The 24432-nt window shown below is 63.7% G+C and carries 20 protein-coding genes and 1 other RNA gene; 10 read left to right on the forward strand and 11 right to left on the reverse strand.

Annotated features, from left to right (window positions below; genetic code table 11):
• Positions 1-93: 93 nt before the first annotated feature.
• The 5 genes from QN413_RS17065 (at position 94) to glp (ending at position 5471) form a co-directional block, all read left to right on the forward strand.
• The gene (locus QN413_RS17065) at positions 94-654 is read left to right on the forward strand and encodes a peroxiredoxin (protein ID WP_323497765.1); all 561 of its coding nucleotides are present in this window, start codon (positions 94-96) and stop codon (positions 652-654) included.
• A 143-nt stretch (positions 655-797) separates the two neighbouring features.
• Entirely contained in the window at positions 798-2231 is a 1434-nt protein-coding gene (locus QN413_RS17070) for an aldehyde dehydrogenase family protein (RefSeq protein WP_323497766.1), read from the forward strand.
• Positions 2232-2257: 26 nt separating this feature from the next.
• The gene (gene moaA, locus QN413_RS17075) at positions 2258-3433 is read left to right on the forward strand and encodes a GTP 3',8-cyclase MoaA (protein WP_323497767.1); all 1176 of its coding nucleotides are present in this window, start codon (positions 2258-2260) and stop codon (positions 3431-3433) included.
• Entirely contained in the window at positions 3430-4113 is a 684-nt protein-coding gene (gene mobA, locus QN413_RS17080; protein WP_323497768.1) for a molybdenum cofactor guanylyltransferase, read from the forward strand. The genes moaA and mobA overlap by 4 nt, the downstream gene beginning before the upstream one ends.
• Positions 4110-5471, forward strand: coding sequence for a gephyrin-like molybdotransferase Glp (gene glp / locus QN413_RS17085; RefSeq protein WP_323497769.1), 1362 nt, complete (start codon positions 4110-4112; stop codon positions 5469-5471). Before mobA ends, glp begins: the two co-directional genes overlap by 4 nt.
• A gap of 186 nt (positions 5472-5657) precedes the next feature.
• Here glp and rnhA read toward each other — a convergent pair whose 3' ends face one another.
• Both rnhA and QN413_RS17095 read right to left on the reverse strand, forming a co-directional pair.
• A complete protein-coding gene (gene rnhA, locus QN413_RS17090) occupies positions 5658-6107 on the reverse strand; it encodes a ribonuclease HI (protein WP_323497791.1) in 450 nt (149 codons plus the stop codon).
• Between the two features lie 2 nt (positions 6108-6109).
• Positions 6110-6907, reverse strand: a complete 798-nt coding sequence (locus QN413_RS17095) for a class I SAM-dependent methyltransferase (RefSeq protein ID WP_261802318.1) — start codon at positions 6905-6907, stop codon at positions 6110-6112.
• Here QN413_RS17095 and gloB point away from each other — a divergent pair.
• Both gloB and QN413_RS17105 read left to right on the forward strand, forming a co-directional pair.
• Positions 6906-7697 (forward strand): hydroxyacylglutathione hydrolase, encoded by a 792-nt coding sequence (gene gloB / locus QN413_RS17100; protein WP_323497770.1) that lies wholly within the window; start codon positions 6906-6908, stop codon positions 7695-7697. The two genes, QN413_RS17095 and gloB, sit on opposite strands and share 2 nt — an antisense overlap.
• Positions 7694-9355 carry a transglycosylase SLT domain-containing protein gene (locus QN413_RS17105; RefSeq protein ID WP_323497771.1) on the forward strand — a complete coding sequence of 554 codons (1662 nt, stop codon included), beginning with the start codon at positions 7694-7696 and terminating at the stop codon, positions 9353-9355. The genes gloB and QN413_RS17105 overlap by 4 nt, the downstream gene beginning before the upstream one ends.
• 3 nt (positions 9356-9358) lie before the next feature.
• Here QN413_RS17105 and QN413_RS17110 read toward each other — a convergent pair whose 3' ends face one another.
• The 6 genes from QN413_RS17110 to dnaX form a co-directional block, all read right to left on the reverse strand.
• The gene (locus tag QN413_RS17110; RefSeq protein ID WP_323497772.1) at positions 9359-10192 is read right to left on the reverse strand and encodes an ABC transporter permease; all 834 of its coding nucleotides are present in this window, start codon (positions 10190-10192) and stop codon (positions 9359-9361) included.
• Positions 10192-11007, reverse strand: a complete 816-nt coding sequence (locus QN413_RS17115; protein WP_187051694.1) for an ABC transporter ATP-binding protein — start codon at positions 11005-11007, stop codon at positions 10192-10194. Before QN413_RS17115 ends, QN413_RS17110 begins: the two co-directional genes overlap by 1 nt.
• Positions 11008-11087: 80 nt before the next feature.
• Positions 11088-12122, reverse strand: a complete 1035-nt coding sequence (locus tag QN413_RS17120; protein ID WP_323497773.1) for an ABC transporter substrate-binding protein — start codon at positions 12120-12122, stop codon at positions 11088-11090.
• 134 nt (positions 12123-12256) lie between these two features.
• Positions 12257-12847, reverse strand: a complete 591-nt coding sequence (recR, locus tag QN413_RS17125) for a recombination mediator RecR (protein ID WP_323497774.1) — start codon at positions 12845-12847, stop codon at positions 12257-12259.
• Between the two features lie 12 nt (positions 12848-12859).
• Complete coding sequence (locus QN413_RS17130) at positions 12860-13192, reverse strand: YbaB/EbfC family nucleoid-associated protein (RefSeq protein ID WP_187051691.1); 333 nt, start codon at positions 13190-13192, stop codon at positions 12860-12862.
• Between the two features lie 45 nt (positions 13193-13237).
• Positions 13238-15154: a DNA polymerase III subunit gamma/tau gene (dnaX, locus tag QN413_RS17135; protein WP_323497775.1), complete on the reverse strand. Its 1917-nt coding sequence runs from the start codon at positions 15152-15154 to the stop codon at positions 13238-13240.
• A 109-nt stretch (positions 15155-15263) separates the two neighbouring features.
• Between dnaX and ffs the strand changes: the two genes are divergently transcribed.
• Positions 15264-15360, forward strand: an RNA gene (gene ffs / locus QN413_RS17140) — signal recognition particle sRNA small type.
• A gap of 41 nt (positions 15361-15401) precedes the next feature.
• On the opposite strand, the gene QN413_RS17145 is transcribed toward ffs, so the two are convergent.
• Genes QN413_RS17145 through QN413_RS17155 form a run of 3 tightly spaced genes read right to left on the reverse strand, consistent with a single transcriptional unit; the run spans position 15402 to position 22476 of the window.
• The gene (locus tag QN413_RS17145) at positions 15402-16634 is read right to left on the reverse strand and encodes a TIGR03862 family flavoprotein (protein WP_323497776.1); all 1233 of its coding nucleotides are present in this window, start codon (positions 16632-16634) and stop codon (positions 15402-15404) included.
• Positions 16631-19894, reverse strand: a complete 3264-nt coding sequence (locus QN413_RS17150) for a UvrD-helicase domain-containing protein (RefSeq protein ID WP_323497777.1) — start codon at positions 19892-19894, stop codon at positions 16631-16633. The genes QN413_RS17145 and QN413_RS17150 overlap by 4 nt, the downstream gene beginning before the upstream one ends.
• Positions 19891-22476 (reverse strand): PD-(D/E)XK nuclease family protein, encoded by a 2586-nt coding sequence (locus QN413_RS17155; RefSeq protein ID WP_323497778.1) that lies wholly within the window; start codon positions 22474-22476, stop codon positions 19891-19893. The genes QN413_RS17150 and QN413_RS17155 overlap by 4 nt, the downstream gene beginning before the upstream one ends.
• Before the next feature lie 169 nt (positions 22477-22645).
• Between QN413_RS17155 and trxA the strand changes: the two genes are divergently transcribed.
• A complete protein-coding gene (trxA, locus tag QN413_RS17160) occupies positions 22646-22978 on the forward strand; it encodes a thioredoxin TrxA (RefSeq protein ID WP_187051686.1) in 333 nt (110 codons plus the stop codon).
• Positions 22979-23166: 188 nt separating this feature from the next.
• Complete coding sequence (gene rho / locus QN413_RS17165; protein ID WP_187051685.1) at positions 23167-24432, forward strand: transcription termination factor Rho; 1266 nt, start codon at positions 23167-23169, stop codon at positions 24430-24432.

A 24432-nucleotide genomic window follows, 5' to 3' on the forward strand; every position in this document is an offset into this window, starting at 1 on the left:
TTCGAGTACGCCACTGGGTGCATGCTGGTTTCAACGCGCGCCCGCAAAACTGAGCACTCTAGAATTCGGCGGCCACTCGCCGGGAGTTACACAATGGCCCATTTCGTTCGAACCATCCTCTCACGCTGTGTGCCGATTGCCGTTGTTTTGCTGACGGCTCAGCCTGCTTTCGCTGCGTTGGACATCGGCGACACCGCACCTAAGTTCACCGCCAACGCGGCGCTGGGTGGAAAGACCTTTCGCTACTCGCTTGCCGAGGCACTGGCAAAAGGCCCGGTGGTCGTCTACTTCTTCCCGGCAGCCGACTCGGCAGATTGTTCGATCGAAGCGCATGCCTTCGCCGAAGCGACAGACAAATTCGCTGCGCTCGGTGCCACGGTGATCGGCGTCTCCGCAGACGACATCGGCACGTTGTCGAAATTTTCGGTCCGCGCGTGCCAGAGCCGGTTTCCAGTGGCCTCGGACGAGTCCAAGACCGTTATCCAGAGCTTCGACGCTCTCATGCAGACGCGGCCCGATTTCGCCAATCGACTCTCTTATGTGATCTCGTCGGATGGCAAGGTTGCCTATTACTACCAGAACCTCAACCCGGACAAGCACGTCGAGCGAATGCTGGAGGCCGTGCGCGCCTTGCAGAAAGCGCCGGCGCGCTGACGCCCTGACAGCGCCGCACCCTCTGCCGTGAAGCGCCGAAAGCGACTGAAATATTTGCGCCGCGCAGTGAAAAGCATCGGCGCAGCAACCGGACATCGACAACATGGCTGCAACGTCTATCGACCTTGCGCGAGAATTCATTGATGCAACTTAATTACATCGCCAACACGAGCGTGGCCTCGTCGTCCGGGCGCACCCTGCCCGTCATTGATCCATCAGACGGTCAGATTTTCGAAGAACTGCAACGCAGCAACGCCGACGACATCGACAGCGCCGTTCGCGCGGCACGCGATTGCTTTGAAAGCACCTGGAGCAAAGTCAGCGCGGCCGACCGCGGCCGCTTGCTCTACAAGCTCTCGCAAAAGATCGCCGAGCACGTCGACGAACTGGCGCTGCTCGAACAGCGCGATTGCGGCAAGCCGGTCAAGCAAGCCCGTGCCGATGCGTTGGCGCTGGTGCGCTACTTCGAGTTCTACGCCGGTGCCTGCGACAAGTTCCACGGCGAAACCATCCCTTACCAAGAAGGCTATAGCGTCTTCACCTGGCGCGAGCCGCACGGCGTCACCGGCCACATCATTCCGTGGAACTACCCGATGCAGATCTTCGGGCGCAGCGTGGGCGGTGCGCTGGCCGCAGGCAACGTGTGCGTGGTCAAGCCGGCCGAAGACGCCTGCCTGTCGCTTATCCGCGTGGCGCAACTGGCCGCCGAAGCAGGCTTTCCGCCGGGTGCGCTGAACATCGTGACCGGCTACGGCCATGAAGCGGGCGATGCCCTTGCGCGCCATGAAGGCATCGATCACATCAGCTTCACCGGCAGCCCGAAGATCGGCACGTTGATTCAGCAGATCGCAGCAGAGCGTCATTGCCCGGTCACACTGGAGCTCGGCGGCAAGAGCCCGCAGATCATCTTTGCCGATGCCGACATCAACGCCGCCATTCCGGTGCTCATCAACGCAATCGTGCAGAACGCCGGCCAGACCTGTTCGGCCGGCTCACGCGTGCTGATCGAGCGCGACATCTACGAGCTGCTGCTCGAGCGCCTCGGCCATGCGTTCTCTGCGCTGCGCGTCGGCCCGGCCGCGATGGACCTCGACGTCGGCCCGCTTATTCGGCAATCGCAGCAGCAACGCGTATGGGATTTTCTCTCGGACGCGCAGCACGCCGACATTCCGATGGTGGCGCAAGGCGTTGTGGTCGACGAAGCGCCCGACACCGGCTTTTATCAAGCGCCCACGCTGTTGCGCGATGTGCCGGTGATGCATCGGCTGGCGCAGGAGGAAGTCTTTGGCCCCGTGCTCGCAGCAATGCAGTTCCGCGACGAGGATGAAGCGGTGGCGCTCGCCAACGCGACGCAGTTCGGACTCGTGGCCGGCGTGTGGACCGCCAACGGTGCACGCCAGTTCCGCATGGCCAAGCGGGTGCGCGCCGGCCAGGTGTTCATCAACAACTACGGTGCGGGTGGTGGTGTGGAGTTGCCTTTCGGTGGCGTCAAGTCATCGGGCTACGGTCGCGAAAAGGGCTTCGAGGCCCTTTATGGGTTCACCACGCTCAAGACCGTTGCCGTCCGACACGGCTGAGTCGCCCGCCCGCATACAACCGAGCCATGAACGCACGCGTGATCCCTCTTGTCGACGAGCGCAGCCGCTTGCGGACGGCTTCGGTTGGCAATGTCGTGAGCGACGCAGTGGTTGCGGCCACTGGGCATCTGGTCGACCGGCTCGGCCGTCCGCTCACCGACTTGCGCATCAGCGTGACCGACCGCTGCAACTTCCGTTGCAGCTACTGCATGCCGAAAGACGTGTTCGACAAAAACTACGACTACCTGCCGCACAGTGCCCTCCTGAGCTTCGAAGAGATCACGAGACTGGCGCGGCTCTTCGCGCTGCACGGCGTGCGCAAGATCCGGCTGACCGGCGGCGAGCCGTTGCTGCGCAAGAACATCGATGTGCTGATTTCACAACTCGCGGCGATCCGATGGAACGACGGCACGCCCGAAGGTGCGCCGCTAGACCTCACGCTCACCACCAACGCGTCGTTGCTGGCGCGCAAGGCTGCGGCGCTCAAGGCGGCTGGCCTGCAGCGCGTGACCGTTAGTCTCGACGGCCTCGACGACGCCGTGTTCCGCCGCATGAACGACGTCGACTTTCCGGTGGCCGATGTGCTCGCCGGCATCGATGCGGCGGTGGCCGCCGGGCTCGGCCCCATCAAGATCAACATGGTTGTGAAGCGCGGCACCAACGATCAGGAAATCGTGCCGATGGCGCGCTACTTTCGCGATCACTACGGCGGCCGCGTGGTGCTTCGCTTTATCGAGTACATGGACGTCGGCGCGACCAACGGCTGGCGCATGGACGAAGTCATGCCATCGTCGGACGTGGTCGCACGCATAGCCGCCGAGTTCCCCTTGGTGCCGCTCGACGCGAGCACGCCGGGCGAGACTGCACAGCGCTGGGCCTATGCCGACGGGCGCGGCGAAATCGGCGTGATCAGCAGCGTGACTCACGCTTTTTGCAGCGACTGCAGCCGCGCGCGCCTGTCGACCGAAGGACAGCTCTATCTCTGCCTCTTCGCGCACGGCGGACATGATTTGAGGCCGCTGTTGCGCGGTGACGCGAGCGACGAACAGATCGTCTCGCACATCGGCAACATCTGGCAAGGGCGCGCCGATCGGTACTCGGAATTGCGGGCGCTTCGTGCAGCCGGTGATCCGGGCTCGGACGACGACGGCGACCCGGCGGCCACGCCGCGCCGTGTCGAGATGAGCTATATCGGCGGATGACCGCAATCTCCCCCGCCGACGTCACCGGGCTGGTGCTCGCGGGCGGACGTGGGTCGCGCATGGGGGGTGTCGACAAGGGGTTGCAGAAGTTCAATCGGGTTCCGCTAGGTGCATGCGCGGCATCGCGACTTGCGCTGCAGGTCGGGCGCGTTGTCATCAATGCCAATCGCAATCTGCCGACCTATGAAACGTTCGGATTTCCGGTGTGGCCGGATGATGAACCGGCCGACCACGCCGGGCCGTTGGCGGGCTTTCTGACCGGCCTGGCGCATTGCGAAACCGAATATCTGCTGACCGTGCCTTGCGATACGCCGCTCTTCCCGCACGATCTGGCGCGTCGCCTGGCCGACGCGATGGTCGATGCAGACGCCGACATCACCATGGCGATGGCAGCAGGACACTCAGAGTCGGATGAAGGCACGCCGAAGCTTCGGCCTCAGCCCGTGTTCTGCCTTCTGCGTGCAAGGCCGCATATCAATTCGCGCAGCGATCGCACCGATGCCCCTGCAGATTTGCGCGACAGCCTACAGCGCTTCATGCAGCGAGATGGGCGCAAAGTCGGCGCATGGACGGCTCAGCACCGCACGGTGCTTGTGCCCTTCGATCGCCCCGGCGATGCGCCCGACGCCTTCCTGAACGCGAACACGCTGGACGAGTTGCACGCAATGCACGCACGATGACCCGCATTGCAGACATCGCCGCGTCTCTTGCAGCGCCAGTCGCCGCTTCGGTCGCTGATTCGACTGTCGATACAGCCCACGGCCATGACGCAGCCTCCCTGAGCGTTGCAAGCGCACTGGCGTTTCTTGAGCGGCTGACAGAGCAGGCCGCCGTCCCGCAAGCAGAACGCATCGCTTTACGCGATGCACTGGGTCGCGTGCTGTCCGAAGATATCGTCTCGCCCGTCAGCGTGCCGCCGCACGACAACTCCGCCATGGACGGCTATGCATTCGGTGGCGCACTGCTGTCGGACGCTGCGGAAGGTTCGTTGAGCCTTCGCGTGGTGGGCACCGCATTGGCCGGCGCACCGTGGCACGGACCGCTGGCAGCCACCGACGCGGTTCGCATCATGACCGGCGCTGTCATGCCCACAGGACTCGATACCGTGGTTCCGCAAGAGTTCTGTCGGATCGAAGGCGACCGGATCACCTTCCCCGCGAATGCTTTGCACCGCGGCGATAACCGCCGTTTTGCAGGTGAAGACCTGATGCAAGGCCAGCCCGCTTTGACGCACGGGGCGCGACTGTCACCAGCCGCGCTCGGCCTGGTCGCGAGCCTCGGGCTGCCGATGGTGCCGGTGGTGCGCCGATTGCGCGTCGCCTACTTTTCAACCGGCGACGAGATCCTGAGCCTCGGCGAAGCGCCGCGCGAAGGCGCGGTGTACGACAGCAATCGCTACACGCTGTTCGGCTTGCTGAGCCGCCTCGGCTGCGAGGTGATCGACCTCGGCCTGGTCCGCGACGACCCGTTTGCGCTCGCCGACACGCTGCAAAGGGCCGCACGCGAAGCCGACGCCATCATCACCAGCGGCGGCGTGAGCATGGGCGCGGCCGACCATACGCGTGCGGTGATGGAACGACACGGCGACGTCGCGTTCTGGAACGTCGCGATGCGACCCGGCCGACCGCTCGCCGTTGGATTGATTGCGCGCGACCAGAATGATGTTGGCGCCGCGCCCGCACTCCTCTTCGGATTGCCCGGCAACCCGGTCGCGGCGATGGTGACCTTTCTCGTTCTGGTTCGCCCTGCCTTGCTGCGGATAATGGGTTGCCAAGGCGCGGCGAGTGCACCGCTGCCCCTGCTGCGAGCGCGCAGCGCCGGCCCGATCCGCAAGAAGCCGGGTCGTACCGAATACCAGCGCGGCTTTGTCCAGCCGAAACCGGGCGCCTTGCCAGAAGTGCGCATCGCCGGCAACCAGGGCTCGGGCATCTTGAGTTCCATGGTCGAAGCCAACGGGTTGGTCGTGTTGCACCATGAGCAAGGCAATGTCGCCGCCGGTGACGAAGTCGACGTGATGATGTTCGACGGCCTGATCTAGACGACCTCAAAGACCGAGAGGCGCCGATGCAGCCTTGCCTGTAGTCGAAATCGCATCGGGCGACTATTTCTTTCGCGGCGGCGAGCCGGCGGATTCGATGTTCGTGCTGGAAGCTTGAACGCCTTGCGCGATCGCAAGCGGACGACGTCGGCTGAACCGACTGAACGAACTGGCCGAGCGCACGGCCTAGAGCCGCCCTAGCGCCCGCTCGACGCCCTTGTTCGCCAGCATGTCGGCGCGCTCGTTGCCCGGGTCACCCGAGTGCCCCTTGACCCAGCGCCATTCGATCTGATGCCCGCCCTCCTGCACCAGCTTGTCGAGCCGCTGCCATAGCTCGACATTTTTTACCGGCTGGCCGCTCGCGGTGCGCCAGCCCTTACGTTTCCAGCCATGCACCCACTCCATGATGCCCATGCGCACGTACTGGCTGTCGAGGTACAGCACCACCTTGCATGGTCGCTTGAGGGCAGTGAGGCCTTCGATGACGGCGGTCAGCTCCATGCGGTTGTTGGTGGTGGCGAGTTCGCCGCCAAACAACTCTTTTTCGGTGAGCCCCGACTTGAGCCAGGCACCCCACCCACCTGGTCCCGGGTTGCCCTTGCAAGCCCCGTCGGTGTAGATAACGACTTCGTCCAAACTCAAATGCTTCTTTCGTTTTCTGAGGAAGGCGACCGGTGGACCTTGCCTGCAATGGGCACCGGCGCCGTAGCGCGTGCCGAGGCGCGACGCCAGTCGGCACTGAGCAGCCGCATGCCGCGCACGCGCTTAACTGCGACCAAAAAATAGACTGCGCCGAAGATGGGCCACCAGCGCTCGCCGGCCGTGTCCATCCAGCGGCAACGTTCGAGCCAGGTCTCGCTGTTGACGGCCGGGCGGTACGCGCCGAATCGCCCCGACTCGACTTCGAAGCTGAGCAGTCGCAGCCAGTCGCGCATGCGCCTGAAGCCGATGAACTCACCGGCCTCCGGCAAAAACAACTGGCCGAAGCCGAGGTGCCGGTACAGGTGAGCGCGCCGCTGCCGCATGCCCCAGAGGCTCGATGGATTCAGCCCACAAATGACCACGCGGCCTTCGGGCACCAGCACCCTTTCGACCTCGCGCAGAGTTGCATGCGGATCTGCACTGAGCTCCAGCGCGTGCGGCAGCACGACCAAGTCGAGGCTGTTGGCCGAAAAGGGCAGCGCCGCAAAATCGGTGATGAGCGAACCACGCAGGCGCGGGCGCAAATTGGCCTGTGCAGGGTCGGCCACCGCCAGCCAGCGGTGCGGCATGCGGTTGGTGCGAAGGCCTTCGATTTCGGGCACGCCGAGCTGCAAAGCGTGATAGCCGAAGATGTCGGCTACCGCGTGGTCGAACTGCGCCTGCTCCCACGCCAGCAGATAGCGGCCCGGAGGGGTCTCGAACCACTTGTGCAAATCTATAATTTGACCGCTCATGAACCTCGTTCCGCTACCCGCTTTTACCGACAACTACATCTGGATGCTGCACGACGGGCGCAACGCGATCGTGGTGGATCCGGGCCAAGCCAAACCGGTTTTCGACGCACTGAAGCGCGACAACTTGCAACTCGCCGCGATTTTAGTCACGCACCATCACGCCGATCACACTGGCGGCGTGGCCGAGCTGCATGCTGCCACCGGCGCCAGGGTTTTCGGCCCTGCGCGCGAGAACATTCCCGAGCCGTTCACACCACTGAAGCAAGGCGATCACGCAGAAGCGCTCGGTCTGGATTTCGAAGTGATCGACATCCCCGGTCACACCGCGGGCCACATTGCCTTTTTTCTGTCGGCACGGGAATCTGCGGGCCACGAGGCAGCGCCGTTGCTGTTTTGCGGCGACACGCTCTTCTCTGGCGGCTGTGGCCGCCTGTTCGAAGGCACGCCGGCGCAGATGCTGTCTTCGCTCGATGCGCTGAGCGCTTTGCCCGACGCAACACGCGTGTGCTGCGGCCACGAGTACACACTTGCTAACCTCCGCTTTGCCCAGGCGGTGGAACCAGCGAACACCGAACTGACTCAGTACAACGCGCAGTGCGAAGCATTGCGTGCACTCGGGCAACCGACGCTGCCTTCGCAACTCGCGATCGAGCGCCGGATCAACCCCTTTCTTCGCAGCCGCGAAGCCACTGTCCTTCGAGCGGTGCGCGCGCATGCCGAGCTTTCTGCCAACGCGGTCGAAGCCGACGTGTTCGCCGCACTGCGCCAATGGAAAAACGACTTCCGATGAAATTTCTCATTGCTGCCTGCGTCGCAGGCGCCTTGCTGCTCGCGGGCTGCGCAACGCCCACATCGCCTTCTTCCTCCACGGATACCGGCTCGACTTCCGGCGGTACCAGAGGCGCCGCAGCCACCTATCCCGGTGGTCCGCTGCAACCGATCACGGCAGGCAAAGCCACATCGCTGAACGTCATGCCGCTCGCGCCGCCGACCGACATGTGGGACCGCATTCGCCGCGGCTTCAAGATGCCGAATCTCGACAACGAGGCCGTGCACGACCGCGAGCAGTGGTATGCCACGCGGTCCGACTACATCCAGCGCATGACCGAGCGCTCGAACAAGTACATCTTTCACGTCGTCGAAGAACTCGAGCGTCGCGACATGCCGACCGAGATCGCCCTGCTCCCCTTCATCGAAAGCGCCTTCAACCCGCAAGCCGTGTCGAGCGCCCGCGCGGCCGGCATGTGGCAGTTCATGCCTGCGACAGGCACTGACTACGACCTGAAGCAAAACGTGTTTCGAGACGACCGGCGCGATGTGCTGGCATCGACCCGCGCCGCGCTCGACTACCTGCAAAAGCTCTACGGCATGTTCGGCGATTGGCAACTGGCGCTCGCCGCCTATAACTGGGGCGAAGGCAGCGTCAGCCGTGCCATCGCAAAGAACCAGAAGCTGGGGTTGCCGACCACCTACAGCGACCTGCAAATGCCAGCCGAGACGCGCATGTACGTGCCCAAGCTGCAGGCAGTGAAGAACATCGTCGCCAATCCGCAGGCTTTCAACACCGAGCTGCCGCTGATTGCCAACCACCCGTACTTTCAGTCGGTGACGCTCACGCGAGACCTCGACGTGAACCTCGCCGCCAAGCTGGCCGACACGCGCATCGAAGACTTTCGCGCACTGAACCCGGCCGCGCACAAGCCGGTGTTGCTGGCCGCCGGCACGCCACAGATCCTTTTGCCCTGGGATAACGCGGCCGTATTCCAGCGCAACTTCGAGGCTTACACGCAAGGTCAATATGCGAGCTGGACCGCATGGACCGTGCCCACGACCATGACGGTGGCCGACGCCGCCCAACGCGCCGGCATGAGCGAAGTCGACCTTCGATCGATCAACGCGATACCGCCGCGCATGCTCATCAAGACCGGCTCGACGTTGATCGTTCCGCGTTCGGCCAAGGTGCTTGAAGACGTGGCGGCCGTCGTTGCCGACACCGGCCAGCTGAGCTTTCAACCGGAGATCGTCACCCGCAAAACCACCGTCAAGGCTGGCCGCAACGACAGCGTCGCGAGCATTGCGCAGCGTTACCGTCTGAGCGCCACCAACGTGGCTGACTGGAACGACGTCAAGCCCAACCATGCGTTTCCGCGCGGCTATCAGGTGGTCGTGTATTTGCCGATTCAGGCGGCACGGGCAGCGCACGTCGGCACCGGCAACGCACAGTTGATTCATGCTGGACGCCACGATCGCGCGGCGAAGTCACAGCGCGCTCCGCAAACTGCATCCGCGCCACGCGGTCAGTCGCGCGTGCAGGCCGTGAGCCAGCGCGTGCCGGCGCCGGTTGCCAAGGGCACTTCCGGCAAGCCGAAGATCGACAAGGTTCCGGCGAGCAGCAAGACCGTGGTGCGCGAGAAGCGCGGCGGCGAGCCGATCAAGAAGAAGCGCTGAATCTCAGAGCTTCTCGGTCTCGCCGCTCCTGGGCTGCCACTTCATCAGCCGCTTCTCCACCAGACCGACGATGCCGTCGAGCACCAGTGCGAAGGCAGTGAGCACGACGATGCCGGCGAACACGGTGTTGACATCGAAGGTACCTTCAGCCTGCAAGATCAAGTAGCCGACGCCACGCGCCGACCCTAGATACTCGCCCACCACCGCGCCGACGAAGGCCAGGCCCACCGAGGTGTGCAAACTGGAAAACACCCAGCTGGTCGCGCTCGGCAGGTAGACGGTGCGCAGCAACTGCCGCTGGTTGGCGCCCAGCATCCGGGCGTTGGCCAGGATCACCGGACTCACTTCGCGCACACCCTGGTACACGTTGAAGAACACGATGAAGAACACCAGCGTGACCGCCAGAGCGACCTTGCTCCAGATCCCCAGGCCCAGCCACAGCGAAAAGATCGGTGCGAGGATCACGCGTGGCATCGAGTTCGCGGCCTTGATGTAAGGGTCGAGGATGAGGCTGGCGGTCGGTGCCAGCGCGAGCCACAGTCCACACGCCAGGCCAAGTGCAGTGCCGATGAAGAAGGCCAGCACGGTTTCGATCAACGTGGTGCCGAGGTGCAGGTAGATGTCGGCGTTGCCTTTCAGGCCATCGGGAAATAGCGGGTTCGCCGGCACGTTGAACGGCATGAACCAGCTCCAGATGCGCCCTGCCACCTGAATCGGTTCGCCGAGGAAGAAGGCGAACTGCTGATTGCGCGAGGCCACATGCCACGCCACGAGAATGATGACCAGCAGGGCTAGCTGCCAGAAGCGCGCGTTGCGTTCGTTCGGCTTCAAGGTCATCACGCCGCCTTCTTCAACTGTTGAGCGTAGCCCTTGAGCACCTCGTCGCGCAGCACGTTCCATATCTGCGTGTGCAGCTCGACGAAGCGCGGGTGCGTGCGCACCTCGGCCACGTCACGCGGCCGCGCCAGATCGATGTTGAACTCGCCGATCGGATGTGTGGCCGGTCCGGCAGACAGCACCACGACACGGTCGCTCATCGCGATGGCTTCGTCCAGGTCGTGCGTGATAAAGAGCACCGCCTTCTTCTTGGCCGCCCACAGGGCGAGCACCTCGTTTTCCATCAGCTGTCGCGTCTGCACGTCGAGCGCGCTGAAAGGTTCGTCCATCAGGATGATGTCGGGGTCGAGCGCCAGCGTTTGCGCCAGCGCAGCACGCTTTCGCATGCCGCCGGACAACTGGTGGGGATAGCGGTCTCCGAAGCCCGAGAGACCGACGCGCGCAAGCCATGCATTGCCCTGCGACCTGGCTTCTGCATCGGGCACGCCGCGGTACTGCAGGCCGACCATCACGTTGTCGAGCGTGCTGCGCCAGGGCATCAACGCTTCGCTCTGGAACATGTAGCCGGCGCGCTTGTTGATGCCGACCAGTGGTTCGCCGAACACCTTGATGACGCCTGACGAAGGCGTCAACAACCCGGCGCCGACGTTGAGCAGTGTCGATTTACCGCAGCCGGTCGGCCCGACGACGGAGACGAATTCGCCGGCCTTGATGCGCAGCGTGGTGTCGGCTACCGCGGTGTAGCGTTGGCCCGGATCGTCCTTCGATCTGAAGGTGCAGGAGATGTCGAGAAGTTCGAGAGCGTATTCGGACATGACGGGGATTTTGGCATCGCGGTTCGCGGTGCGGACAAAGAAAAAACCCGGCCGAAGCCGGGTCGCTGGACGCTCGAAAGTCAGGCTTTGAACCTGTCCTTCGCGCGCTTGGCAAATTCGTTCGTGTACAGCTTGGCGATGTCGATCTTGTCGGCCTTGACGCTGGCGTCGAAACTGGCGATGGCGGTGAGTGCGGTCTTGGGTCCATCGGCTGGCACGATGCCGTCGATCGCGATCGATTCGCGAACCTTGTCGAACGACGCGAGATACAGCGCGCGGTCACCCAGCAGATAGGCCTCCGGCACGGTCTTGATGATGTCGCCCGGCCCTGCGGTCTGCAGCCACTTGAGGCCATGGACGATCGCATTGGCAAGCGCCTGGCAGGTGTTCGGATTCTTTTGGATGTACTCCATCGATGCATAGAGACAGGCCGCGGGCATCATCCCGCCGAACACGTCTTGCGTACCCTTGAGGGTGCGCGTGTCGCTGATGATTTTCACGTCGCCCTTTTGCTCGAGCATGGTCATCACCGGATCGGTGTTGCTGATCGCGTCGATCTGGCCCGAGCGCAGCGCGGTGAGCGCGCCAGCCGCGACGCCGACGCCGATGTAGCTCACGTCGGTCGCCCTCAGGCCGCCGCGCGACAGCACGAGGTTTGCGACCATATTGGTCGACGAGCCGGGCGCAGAGACGCCGATCTTCTTGCCCTTCAGGTCGGCCAGCGTCTTGTAGTTGGGCATCGCCTTGGTCGACACACCGACGGCAATCTGCGGCGCGCGGCCCTGCAGCACGAAGCACTGAAAAGCCTGGTTCTTTGCCTGCAGGTTGATGGTGTGCTCGAAGGCGCCGGAGCAGACATCGGCAGAGCCGCCGACGACTGCCTGCAGCGCGCGTGCGCCACCCGCGAAGTCGGAGATCTCAACTTCGAGGCCCTCTGCCTTGAAGTAGCCGAGCTGCTCGGAGATGGTGAGCGGCAGGTAATAGAACGCAGCCTTGCCTCCGACGGCAATCGACACCTTCGTTTTTTCGAGTTTGGGTTGGGCGTGCAGTCGGGGCACTGCAATGGTCGCAGCGGCCAACGCGCCTGCAGAAGTGAAGAGACGGCGATTGAGCATGCAGTGAGCTTGGGGCCGGCCCTTGTCTCCTGCATCGGGAACATCCCGTGCGGGTTTTTACGTAAGCAAGAAGCTCTCTGCTGGCCGACGAAGAGAATCGCCGCGTTCACCAAAAAGCCGAGGTCGTGCGTGCTCTAGCGCCGGTCGACCAGTGCATGTGCGATGGTGCCGAGATCGACGTATTCCAGCTCGCTGCCTGCCGGCACGCCGCGCGCCAGCCGCGTCACGCGCAGGCCGCGTTGCTTCAACGCCTCACCGATGACGTGCGCTGTGGCCTCGCCTTCTGCCGTGAAGTTGGTCGCGAGAATCACCTCGCTCACCGTACCGTCGAGCGCGCGGTCGAACAGCTTTTGCAAGCCGATGTCTTTGGGACCGATGCCATCGAGCGGACTGAGCTTGCCCATCAGCACGAAGTAATAACCACGGAAAGCGCCCGTGCGCTCCAGCGCAGCCTGGTCGGCCGGTGTTTCGACCACGCACAGCTTGGTGGCATCGCGACGCGCATCCAGACAGACGCTGCAGATGCCAGCCTCGGTGAAGGTGTTGCAACGATCGCAGTGCCGCACTTGCGTGGCCGCCTGCTGCAGGGCGCGCGCAAGCATCTGCGTGCCCTCGCGGTCGTGCTGTAGCAAATGGAACGCCATGCGCGAAGCCGACTTGACGCCGACGCCTGGCAGGCGGCGCAGCGCGTCGACCAGCGCGTTGAGCGAGCTGGAATCAGCCACCGATGACGTGCATCAAAACGGCAGCTTCATGCCGGGCGGCAGGCCGGGCATGCCGGCGGTGAGCTTGCCCATCTTCTGCTCGCTCATCTCTTCCGCCTTGCGCACCGCGGCGTTGAAGGCAGCGGCCACGAGGTCCTCGAGCATGTCCTTGTCGTCGGCCAGCAGGCTCGGGTCGATGGTGATGCGCTTCACGTCGTGCTTGCAGGTCATCAGCACCTTGACCAAGCCCGCGCCCGACTCGCCTTCGACCTCGATCGTGGCGAGCTCGTCTTGTGCCTTCTTGAGGTTGTCCTGCATTGCCTGCGCCTGCTTCATGAGGCCGGCAAGTTGTCCTTTGTTGAACATCGTTTGATCCTGGTGGTTGGAATGATTGAATGGATTGGATTGTGGCTATGCCGGCCGCAAGGTTCCGGGGACGATTTTCGCGTCGAAGTCGCGCATCAGCGCCTGCACATCCGGATCGCTGTTGATCGCCTCTTCAGCGGCACGCTGGCGCGCCTCCGCGACCTGTTTGTTGCGGCGCGCGGGGCTGTCGATCACCACGCCGATTTCGATGGAGATCGCAACGCCGTGGCCGAGAGCAGCCAGTGCGGCTTGCAGCTTGTCGCGGGTCGATGTCTGGTTGAGCGATTCGCGCTCGACGCGCAGCAGCCACTGGTCGACGTCGCGCGCGACCAGTTGCGATTGCAATGCGAGCTCGCGAGTCAATGCGGTCACAGCTTCTGCAACGACCATCTGCGTGACCGTGGCATGCCAGAAGTCGCCGTCTTCGCTGGAGGGAATGGGTGGCGACGACGCATTGACATCGTCGCGCGGGGTGTCGCGCTGGCTCGGTGGCGGCTGGACACGCATCGGCACTGCGACGACGTTGGCGTTTTCCTGGCCATGGCCATTTCCATTGTCATTGCCATGGCCCTGCATCGCGCCGGAGGCCGCGGCGGGACTTCGTCCTTCCACGCTCCGCGAGGGCGAAGTGACGACGGCCAGCCGTTGACCGGGAGGCGTCGCGATTGCGTTCTGCGCGGGGGAGGATATGGGGGGTGACGCAGGCGGGTGCTCGGTCATCTGCCGTATCGGGAGCGATGTGAGAGCCCGCGTTGCCGCTAGCGTTGCCTCCACAACATCCACGGTCGCAACACTGGAGATCAAAGCTGCATGCTCTGCCGGCAACGCTTCATTCAGAGTTTTTTTTTCCGCAGGCTTGAAGGCCAGCAGGCGCAGCAGCACCATCGTGAGCGCCGCGTACTCGTCCGGCGCCAGCCCGAGTTCGCCGCGACCGTGCAGGCACAAGCTGTAGAGCAACTGCGTTTCATCCGGCGGCATCAACGCGGCGAGGCGCACGGTCTCGGCGGCATCCGGATCGGTCGCATCGCTTACGGTCGATGCGGCGCGCGACGGAACGGCTTGAACGACAGCCATGCCTTGCAGCACCGCCGTCATTTCTTCCAGCGTGGACGCGGCCGACATGCCGTCGCGGCGCAACGCTTCCGAAGTGTCGACCACCGTCTTGCCATCGCCCGTAGCGAGCGCCTCGATCAGCTTGAACACATGCCCGCGGTCGACACTGCCCAGCATCGTGCGCACGCCGCTTTCGAGCAGCTCGCCGTTGCCGAATGCGATCGCCTGATCGGTGAGCGACAGCGCATCGCGCATCGATCCACGAGCGGCACGGGCCAGCAAACGCAACGCCTGCACTTCGGCCGGCACCGCTTCGGTTTGCAGCACGCTGGTCAGATGCTCCAGGATGGTTTCGGGCGCCATCGGTCGCAGGTTGAACTGCAGACAACGCGACAGCACGGTGACCGGCACTTTCTGCGGATCGGTGGTGGCAAGCACGAACTTGAGGTATTCGGGTGGTTCTTCGAGCGTCTTGAGCATCGCGTTGAAAGCGGTGTTGGTCAGCATGTGCACTTCGTCGATCATGAAGACCTTGAAGCGGCCCTGCACCGGTTTGTAGACCGACTGCTCGAGAAGCGACTGGACTTCGTCGACACCACGGTTCGACGCGGCATCGAGCTCGGTGTAGTCGACGAAGCGACCGGCGTCGATGTCCTTGCAGGCCTGGCACACGCCGCACGGCGTCGCGGTGATACCGCCCTGCCCGTCCGGCCCATGGCAATTGAGCGACTTGGCCAGGATGCGGGACACGGTGGTCTTGCCGACGCCGCGGGTGCCGGTGAACAGATAGGCGTGATGCAACCGCTGTGTCGTCAGCGCATTGGCCAACGCTTGCACCACATGCTCCTGGCCGACCATTTCTTCGAAGGTCCGGGGCCTGTATTTGCGGGCGAGCACGAGATAAGACATTGCCTTATTTTAGGGCGCCGCCGTGCGCGTTCTTCGGGCCGCCTACTCCGTTCGACCATGTAAACCCTGGACGATGCTCCGGTAAATTCTGTCGCCTACAATAAAGGTTGACGGGCCTCCCCGCATGGTGAAGTGGCCAACCGGGTCAGGTGGGGAACCAAGCAGCCCTAACTGCGTAGTCAGTGCCGGGGGTAAGGCTCGTCAACCTCATAAATGCCTCGAGTCCCGAGCGACTCGAGCGCTCCTTTTAGTTGTGACTGTCCAACGCGCCCAGAGCCGCGGCAGCGCCACTCGCCATCGCCGCGGTCATGAGGTAGCCGCCCGTCGGCGCCTCCCAGTCGAGCATCTCGCCAGCACAAAACACGCCTGGCAGTGCCTTGACCATCAGCCGCTCGTCGAGTGCATCGAACCGCACACCGCCGGCGCTACTGATCGCCTCGTCGATGGGCCGAGTGGCGACCAGCCGCAATGGCACGGCCTTGATCGCCGCGGCCAGCTGTTCGGGCACCTGCATCGCTTCACGCGTCATCACTTCGTGCAGTACGCCAGCCTTGATGCCGTCCAGGCCGAGGCGGCTTTTCAGATGGCTGCTGAGCGACCGCGCGCCACGCGGATGCGTTACCGCAGCCAGCACCTGGCCTGCCGTGCGATCCGGAAGCAAATCCAGGGTCAGCGTGGCGCTCCCTTCCTTCGCGATTTCATCGCGCAGCAGCGCAGAAGCCGCATAGATCAGGCTGCCTTCGATGCCGGTCGCAGTCGCGACGAATTCGCCTTTGCGGGCGAAGCGTCGGCCTTGCGAATCCGTGAACTCGATCGCGACCGACTTGAACGGCTGCCCCGCGAACCGCGTCGAAAAATACTCGCTCCAGCCAATGTCGAAGCCGCAATTGGATGGCAACAGCGGCGCGACATCGACACCATGTTCCTTCAGCCACGGCGCCCAAGCGCCATCGGAGCCCAATCGCGACCAGCTCGCTCCGCCGAGTGCCAGAACCACGGCAGCCGCGTGCACGGTGGTTTCGCCGCCCGGCGTTGCGAAGCGGAGCAAGCCGCTTTCGTCACCGGCCCATCCCAGCCAGCGATGTCGCATATGAAACTGCACGCCCGCAGCGCGCAGCCGATGCAGCCATGCGCGCAACAGCGGTGCGGCTTTCATGCTCGTCGGAAACACACGGCCCGACGTGCCGACGAAAGTCTCGACGCCAAGACCGAGCGCCCACGCGCGCAACTGCTCGGGCCCGAACGCATCGAGCATCGGTTGGAGCGCCGCACGGCGATCACCGAAGCGGCTCGCAAAAATGTTGAAAGGCTCGGAGTGGGTCAGGTTCAAACCGCCCTTTCCCGCCAACAGAAACTTGCGCCCGACCGAGGGCATCGCGTCGTACAGCTGCACTTTGGCACCGGCTGCACTCAATACCTCGGCGGCCATCAACCCTGCAGGGCCGCCACCGATGACGACAACATTTTTTTCAACACTCATTCAAGGGATACCAGTTCGCCCTGCCCGGTGAGGAACGCGGCGCGTACCGTGACACCGGGGTTGGCGTTTTGCACGGCGACGCGATAGCGCTGCATCTGCGCGATGAGCGATGCATCGCGTTCGGGGTGCGCCGTGGACTTGTAGTCGAGCACCCACCATGCACCGGTTTCTCGATGGCGCACCAGTCGGTCGATACGCAATTGCTCGCCTTCATGGACCAGAGTGACCTCGTTGCCGTGCCAGTCGATCATGCGCTCGTCCCATGCCCACGCACCCGAACCAGCACGGATGCGTTGCGCGAACGAGGCCGCGTCACGTGCCTGCGCGGCGTCGAGCATGAATTCGCGCGCTGCCGCTCGCACGTGGGCAGCGGGCAGCGGCTCCCCGGGCACGGCCCATTCGAGCAGCCGATGCATCGCCTCGCCGAACGCTGCGGCGCGCACATCGACAGCGGCAGCCCGTTTGACTGTGGCGACGGCCGCATTCGCCTGCACCTTGTGTTCAATCGGAGCCTCTTTGAGCGTGAAGCTGCCCACCGTACCGACAGCGGCCATCGGCATCGCCAGCGGCTCATCTACCTCGATCGGCGTGCACCCGCGTTCGAGGCGCACCCACCAGCTGCCTTCGTTCTGTCGTGCCGGCTCGACAGCCGACAGCACAAGGCGTTCGCGGGCTCGCGTGGTCGCCACATAGAGCCCATTCAGCTCTTCACGATGCCGCGCACGTTGCTCTTCTTCGAGCAACGGTGTCGCGCAGGCTGGCGGCGACTTCTCACTGGCCATGAAAACGAAGCGCGTCGGCTTGCTGTCGCCGCCTTTCCACTCGACCAGCACGCCCATCGTTTGCGAGCGTGCCGCTGCGGCGTCGCAGTCGAGCAGGACAACGTTGTCGGCTTCGAGACCCTTCGCGCCGTGGACGGTCAGCAGCCGCACCGCATCGGGCGCGGTGACGGCCGGTGCGCGGACGCCACCGGCACGCAGCGCACGCACCAATCCGTAAGGCGTGGCAAACCGGGCGCCATCGATTTCAAGCGATGCTGCGAGCAGCCCGCGCAGATTGGCGAGCACCGTCTGGCGCAACGCTGCCGGTGCCGCGGCACCGAAACGGGCCAGCACATCGCCGTCGTGATAGATCGCATCGAGCGCGTCGTGCGGCGGCAGTGTCGACAGCAAAGTCTGCCAGCGCTGCAGCCGCTCGCCGAGTGGTGCGAGCGCAGCAGGCAAGTCATCGCCCATGAGCAGCGCCAGCCACGCCATGCCGGGCTGCGCGCGCTGCCGCAGTGCCAGTTGAACCAGGTCGTCGTCGCCGATGCCAAACAGCGGCGACCTGAGCGCGCGCGCCAACGAAAGATCGTGCGCCGGCGAAACCAGCACATCGACCAGCGCGACGATGTCTTGCACCTCGGGCGCATCGTGCAGTTCATTCTTCTCGGGCTGCTGGGTCGGGATGTGCAACTCGCGCAGGGCATCCTGCATGGCAGCAAGCCGGCTGCGGCGACGGGCCAGCACCATGATTTGCTTCGGCGGCGTGCCATCGGCGATGCGCTGCGCTATCCAGCGCGCGGCCTGCTCGCACTCCTTTTGCAGAAGTTGCTCTTCGGGCAGCACCCGCGGGGTCGTGAGACTGTCGCGCCAATGCAGCATGCCGTCGTCGGCCGGTGCCGCAGCGGCCGCACCGTTCACCGTATCGCGTCCGATCGGCGGCAGCTTGAGCACTTCGCCATCGTCGCGGCGCTCGGTCGTGTGCGCGCGGTAGCCATCGAACTCACCGGCCTCTTGCGCCGCGCCCATCGCCTGGTTGACGAGCCCGACCACCGCATGTGCATTGCGATGCGTGTGATCGCAATCGAGCCGATCGCCGTCCAGCACGTCGACGACGAATGCTTTGGCAGCGATAAAGACTTGCGGCTCGGCGCGGCGAAAGCGATAGATGCTCTGCTTCGGATCGCCGACGATAAAGACGCGCGGCGCACGGCCCACCGCGCCGCCATAAGCGCTCAGCCAGCTGTAGAGCGCGTGCCACTGCAGCGGGTTGGTGTCCTGGAATTCATCGATCAGCAAATGCGCGATGCGTGCGTCGAGACGCTCTTGCACCCAGCCCGACAAGGCCGACTCGCCGAGCAGCATCTGCGCGGCCTGCTCGACGTCGTTCATGTCGACCCAGCCATGCGCGCGCTTGACCTCGGCAAAGGAGGCCAGCAGCACGCGGGTGAGCCGCGTCATGCGCTGTTGGTACAGCCACGCGGCGTGTTGCGCCTCGGCGGCACACAGCAACTGAAGATCGGCTTCGGCCTCTTGCGCAGCCGCGTATTTCTGCAAGTTCTTGTTGAGGCGGTCTTCGGTCGCGACGAAGAATGCTTTGCGCAAGCGTATCAGTACGCCTGGCAATGCTTCGTCTTCAAGTGGGCTTGAGCCGAACACATCGACGACGACTTCCGCGGCCTTCTGCGGAGTCTTGTTGGCTTCACGGCCCAACGTGGCAGCGCGGGCCAACCACTGCTGTCGAACGAAGTCGCCGCGCAAGCCATGTGTCGGCGAATCGAAGCCGGCCAGCGCCGGGTACAGCGTGCCGAAGTGCTGCACCGAAGATTCAGCATCGGCCAGCGCGAACTCCACGCGCCGCGTCAGCGCTTCGCCCAACGCCTTCGTGGCCTGCGAACGGCCATGGGTTGCGACGACCGCGTAGTAGTCGGCGAGCGCGTCTTTGTCTTCGGTCAACGCTTCGAAGAAGGGCCGCCAGGTGCGCGCGCGCGCCTCTGCATCGTCTTCGAGCAACTCGTAGTTGGCAGGCAGCTTCAGGTCGCGCAGCACAGCCAGCGGCGCGTTGCGCAACAAGCCCGCAAACCATGCGTGGAAGGTCCTGAATTGCACCGGTCGACCGCCGTCCAGCAATCGGCGATAGAGGCTTTGCAGGCGCGGCCCAGCCTCCGCAGCTTCGGCTGGTTCGACGCCGCGCACGATCAGTTCGCCCACCAGTTCGTCAGGCGTGCGCTGCGCGAAATCTTCGAGCCACTGATCGAGCCGCTCGCGCATTTCTCCAGCCGCCTTTTTGGTGAAAGTGATGGCCAGGATCTCGTGCGCTTCGCACGCGCCATCGCCCTGCTCCAGCAAGGCACGCACGATGCGCGACACGAGCATCCAGGTCTTGCCGGCACCGGCGCATGCCTCGACCGCGACCGAGCGGCGCGGGTCGCAGGCAACCGCGTAGAAGGCCTCGCGGGTGACGGGCTTGCCGTTGCGTCCGTACGCAGGCGCGCTCATGCCGCGAGCTCCCAAAAGTCTTTGCGGCAGAGGCCGCGCGCCGAACAGTGATCGCAGACCGCGCCTTCGCCGAGCGCAGGCAACGCTGCGCCCTCGGCAATCCGTTCGAAGTCGTGGATGAGCCCTGCCACCAGTGCATCGCGCGCGTCGACCACTTCGTCTTGCTCGACAGTCTGCGTGCCCGACGACTTTTCGCCGACGTTGACGTAGGCCGCGCGCAATGTGTCGTCGGCAACCAGTGCGGCGTAGAAGGCGAGCTGCGTGTCTTCGGTCGGATCTTTGATTCGATCTTTGGTCTTGGCGGCCGATTCGGTTTTGTAGTCGATGACAAAGGCTCGGCCGTCGGGCGAACGATCGATTCGGTCGAGGCGGCCGACCAATTTGAGGCTGCCCAGGCGCTGCTCCTTCCAAGGCTCGGCCTCGACGAAGACGGTGCCGTCGGCTTCGTGCTTCGTGAGCCAGGACAGGTAGCCATCACGCACGGCGGGCCATGCCGCGGCAAAGGGCAGGAACTCCGCTTCCGACAGGCCGAATTCCTGCGTGGCGCTCTTCTGGGCCGACGCGAGCATGGACTTCCGCAAAGCGAGATCGCTTGTCGGCGCCTTCTGCAGCGCTTCGTGGAAGTGCCCGAGCACCGCATGCAGCCAGTTGCCGAAGTCGCGCTTGTCGACCTCGGCATCGAGTTCGTCGGCGCTGCGCAAGCCGAGTTGCCGCATGGCAAAGAAGCGGTAAGGGCAGCGGCGAAGGTCTTCGTACACGCTGGTCGAGATGTTTTCGATGGGCAACCTGTCGCCGGTGGGCATCGGACGCAGCGTCGGGTTCAACGGCACTTCACGCACGGTGCGCGGATCGGTTGCCACGCTTGCAGCGTGATCTAACTGCAAGGCCTGCACCAGCGGACTGGGCCGCACTGGCTCCCCGCTGGCATCCGACTGGCGCCACAACAGTTCGCACGACGGATTGCGAAGGGCAGCTACCCATGCGGCACGTTGCGCCGCTTCGAGTGCTTCGCGTGAAGGCAAGCCGAGTTCGGCGCGCTGTGCTTTGCTCCAGTTGCCCGGTGGTTCGGGTGATGCGGGAAGGCGCCTATCGTCGCAGCCCGGCATCACGATGGCGCCGAATGCACGGCCCAGCAGTTGATGCAGCGGCAGTACGACGACCTGCGGCGCATGCCCACCGGTCGCTGGCTTGAAGCTGCCATCTTCGAGAACATCGCGTGCCCACGCGGTGAACTCGGCAAGCGTGTGCCGCGCGCCATCGAATTCGCCACCGTCGCTGCCTAAGTCATCGAGCCACAAAGCAGTGATTACCTTCGCGCCGGCGATGTCGGCGGCGAGTGCGTCCCATTGCCCTGCTGCTCTCAACATTTCACACAGGCTGCGGAGCCAGTCGCCCAGCGGACGGGCGCGTGCCATCGGCGCGCGACGCGCCTCGATGGCTTCGGTGAAAGTGAGTAGAGCGAGATCCTGCTCGCGTTCCCTGCGCGCCAGATGGGCACACCAAGCGAGCCAGTCGCGCTGGCCCTCACGTCGCATCCTGGCCTCCAGCAGTTGCAGCATCGATGAGTCTGCGGGCGACTCCGCGCTCGTGTCGGCCGCGCTCTTGAGCCAGTCGAGCACTTGATCGCTCGTCGCGTCATGCGCACAGGCACGCAGCGCGCTCATCAGCGTCGCAGCAGCGCGCGTGGTGGAAAGTTTCCACCCGGTTTCATCGTGCGTCGCCACACCCTGAGCAGCGAGTTGGGCGCCGATACGGCGCGTCAAGGCGCGGTCGGTGGCGATCAATGCGACGGGCGCGCGGCCTTCCGCCAGATGACGCAACACGCAGGCGGTGGCCAGTGCTGCTTCGTCTTCGGGGTCGAGCGCAACGTGCAACGCCGCTGCGGGTGGCGCCTCTGCTTGCGCATCGGATAACGGAGCGTGTTTCAGTGACATGTGGACAGCACTGTCGCCCCATAGTGCGACGAGCTTCTGAGTCAACGGATCGGTCTGATAACCGTCGAGAACGATGAGCGCATCGACCTGCTTGCGTGCCGCATCGCTGAACAGCACATCGGTTGCGTAGGCCGACGTGGCCGCCCAGACGATAGCGATGCGAATCAGCGCACCTTCCATCTTGAACCATTCGGACTCGTGACCTGCATCGGCAACACGATCGACACGTTGCGACCACACAGCGCGGTCTTGCGGCAACTCGGCCGCAGCCAGCGGTGCCAACTGCATCGCGAGTTCGACGACGCGGCCTGAGAGCGCAAGGCGCTCGTTGCCGAAGCCAGCTTGCATCAACAACGATTGCGCCGTGACAAGGTCGCGCGCCATGTCGAACGCGATGTCGTAGCCTGTCGGCAAGAAGCCACCGGTGTCGCTCGCCCAGTTGCGGGTGGTCTCAAAGCGTGGCGCGAATCCGGCACCCGCAGCCTCCGCCCACATATCGCACGCGACCCTCATGAGCTGCGCATAGGGCACGAGCACGACCGTGCGCGTCGCATGCACTCGCCGGCTCGCCAGATGGTGCGATATGCGAGCGATGACACCGTTGGAGGCGTTGCACCACAAAGCCCGAATCGGATGGACGTCGGTCATGTTTTTGTATCGGGGATTCACTGGGGTTTTGAAACGACTTGAGACGGTTTCGGCAAGCTTTGGCTATCGTTGCCATAGCCTCGGTGCGCGGCGCGCCGCTACTTGGTTTCTGTCACAATAAACCGCACTTTAGCTGTACCAAAACTCTCTCTGCGCACAAGGAAACCACATGGCCAGCGACCTCATCAAACATATCTCCGATTCTTCGTTCGAAGCCGACGTGCTCAAGTCGGGCAAACCTGTGCTGGTGGACTACTGGGCGGAGTGGTGCGGTCCGTGCAAGATGATCGCGCCCATTCTGGATGAGGTGTCGGCAACCTATGAAGGCAAGCTGCAGATCGCAAAGATGAATGTGGACGAGAACCGCGACATCCCCGCCAAGTTCGGTATTCGTGGCATTCCGACGCTGATGCTGTTTAAAGACGGCCAACTCGCTGCGACCAAAGTCGGCGCCATGAGCAAAGCTCAATTGACCGCTTTCATCGATCAGCAACTGGCGTGATTTTCGACGCGGGTGGCGCGCAAGGCACTGCCCGCTTAATTTGCTGCATAATCGTCAGCAAGTGATCGGTTCGCCACGGCGCCCGGTTCGCAGGTTGAAGTTTCCCCGGTTTGTGATGCGCCTCTAGCTTCACATCAAACCCCCCCCTCTTAGTTTTCCAGTCAGATTTCCCCGCGAGGGGTCATTCCATGCACTTAAACGAACTCAAGGCACTCCACGTGTCTGAAGTCCTCAAGCAGGCCGAAGCCCTTGAGATCGAAAATGTCGGCCGCATGCGCAAGCAGGAGCTGATGTTCGCGATCATCAAGAAGCGCGCGAAGGCCGGCGAACAGGTTTTTGCCGACGGCGTCCTTGAAATCCTGCCCGACGGGTTCGGCTTCTTGCGAAGCCCGGACACCAGCTTCACCGCCAGCACCGACGACATCTACATCAGCCCGAGCCAGGTGCGGCGCTTCAACCTGCACACCGGCGACATGATCGAAGGCGAAGTGCGTACGCCCAAAGACGGCGAGCGTTACTTCGCGCTGACCAAGCTCGACAAGGTCAACGACGGCCCGCCGGAGCAAAACAAGCACAAGGTCATGTTCGAGAACTTGACGCCGCTGTTCCCCAAGGAGCAGATGAAGCTCGAGCGAGACGGCGTCAAGGGCGAAGAGAACATCACCGGCCGCATCATCGACATCATCGCGCCCATCGGCCGCGGCCAGCGTGCGTTGCTCGTGGCCCCGCCCAAGAGCGGCAAAACGGTGATGATGCAGCACATCGCGCACGCGATCAGCGCCAACTACCCGGACGTTCACATGATGGTGCTGCTCATTGACGAGCGCCCTGAAGAAGTGACTGAAATGCAGCGCACGGTGAAGGGCGAAGTCATTGCGTCGACCTTCGACGAACCGGCTGCGCGCCACGTGCACGTCGCCGAAATGGTGATCGAGCGCGCCAAGCGCCTGGTCGAACTCAAGAAGGATGTAGTGATCCTACTGGACTCGATCACGCGTCTGGCACGTGCCTACAACAACGTTGTGCCGTCGTCGGGCAAGGTGCTCACCGGCGGTGTCGATTCGAACGCACTGCAACGGCCCAAGCGCTTCCTCGGCGCAGCGCGAAACGTCGAAGAAGGCGGGTCGCTGACGATCATCGGCACTGCGCTGATCGACACCGGCAGCCGCATGGATGAAGTGATTTTCGAAGAGTTCAAGGGCACCGGCAACTCCGAAATCCATCTCGACCGCCGTCTGTATGAAAAGCGCGTGTTCCCGTCGATTCAGCTGAACCGCAGCGGTACGCGACGAGAAGAACTGCTGCTCGCTCCCGAGATCCTTCAGAAGACGCGCATATTGCGCCAGCTCATGTACAACATGGACGAGATCGAGTCGATGGAGCTCATGTTGAAGAACATGAAGGCGACGAAGTCCAATGTCGAGTTTTTCGACATGATGCGTCGAGGCGGCTGA

Origin of the sequence: Variovorax sp. LG9.2 (assembly GCF_035018885.1) — a bacterium.
GTDB lineage: Bacteria > Pseudomonadota > Gammaproteobacteria > Burkholderiales > Burkholderiaceae_C > Variovorax.

Excerpts from the sequence above, each read along its gene's own strand:
- moaA (WP_323497767.1), top strand. The coding sequence starts at position 2,258 with ATGAACGCACGCGTGATCCCTCTTGTCGACGAGCGCAGCCGCTTGCGG.
- QN413_RS17130 (WP_187051691.1), bottom strand. The coding sequence starts at position 13,192 with ATGTTCAACAAAGGACAACTTGCCGGCCTCATGAAGCAGGCGCAGGCA.
- QN413_RS17120 (WP_323497773.1), bottom strand. The coding sequence starts at position 12,122 with ATGCTCAATCGCCGTCTCTTCACTTCTGCAGGCGCGTTGGCCGCTGCG.
- mobA (WP_323497768.1), top strand. The coding sequence starts at position 3,430 with ATGACCGCAATCTCCCCCGCCGACGTCACCGGGCTGGTGCTCGCGGGC.
- QN413_RS17070 (WP_323497766.1), top strand. The coding sequence starts at position 798 with ATGCAACTTAATTACATCGCCAACACGAGCGTGGCCTCGTCGTCCGGG.
- QN413_RS17110 (WP_323497772.1), bottom strand. The coding sequence starts at position 10,192 with ATGACCTTGAAGCCGAACGAACGCAACGCGCGCTTCTGGCAGCTAGCC.
- QN413_RS17115 (WP_187051694.1), bottom strand. The coding sequence starts at position 11,007 with ATGTCCGAATACGCTCTCGAACTTCTCGACATCTCCTGCACCTTCAGA.
- QN413_RS17155 (WP_323497778.1), bottom strand. The coding sequence starts at position 22,476 with ATGACCGACGTCCATCCGATTCGGGCTTTGTGGTGCAACGCCTCCAAC.
- glp (WP_323497769.1), top strand. The coding sequence starts at position 4,110 with ATGACCCGCATTGCAGACATCGCCGCGTCTCTTGCAGCGCCAGTCGCC.
- QN413_RS17145 (WP_323497776.1), bottom strand. The coding sequence starts at position 16,634 with ATGAGTGTTGAAAAAAATGTTGTCGTCATCGGTGGCGGCCCTGCAGGG.
- QN413_RS17095 (WP_261802318.1), bottom strand. The coding sequence starts at position 6,907 with ATGAGCGGTCAAATTATAGATTTGCACAAGTGGTTCGAGACCCCTCCG.
- gloB (WP_323497770.1), top strand. The coding sequence starts at position 6,906 with ATGAACCTCGTTCCGCTACCCGCTTTTACCGACAACTACATCTGGATG.
- QN413_RS17065 (WP_323497765.1), top strand. The coding sequence starts at position 94 with ATGGCCCATTTCGTTCGAACCATCCTCTCACGCTGTGTGCCGATTGCC.
- trxA (WP_187051686.1), top strand. The coding sequence starts at position 22,646 with ATGGCCAGCGACCTCATCAAACATATCTCCGATTCTTCGTTCGAAGCC.
- rho (WP_187051685.1), top strand. The coding sequence starts at position 23,167 with ATGCACTTAAACGAACTCAAGGCACTCCACGTGTCTGAAGTCCTCAAG.
- QN413_RS17105 (WP_323497771.1), top strand. The coding sequence starts at position 7,694 with ATGAAATTTCTCATTGCTGCCTGCGTCGCAGGCGCCTTGCTGCTCGCG.
- QN413_RS17150 (WP_323497777.1), bottom strand. The coding sequence starts at position 19,894 with ATGAGCGCGCCTGCGTACGGACGCAACGGCAAGCCCGTCACCCGCGAG.
- dnaX (WP_323497775.1), bottom strand. The coding sequence starts at position 15,154 with ATGTCTTATCTCGTGCTCGCCCGCAAATACAGGCCCCGGACCTTCGAA.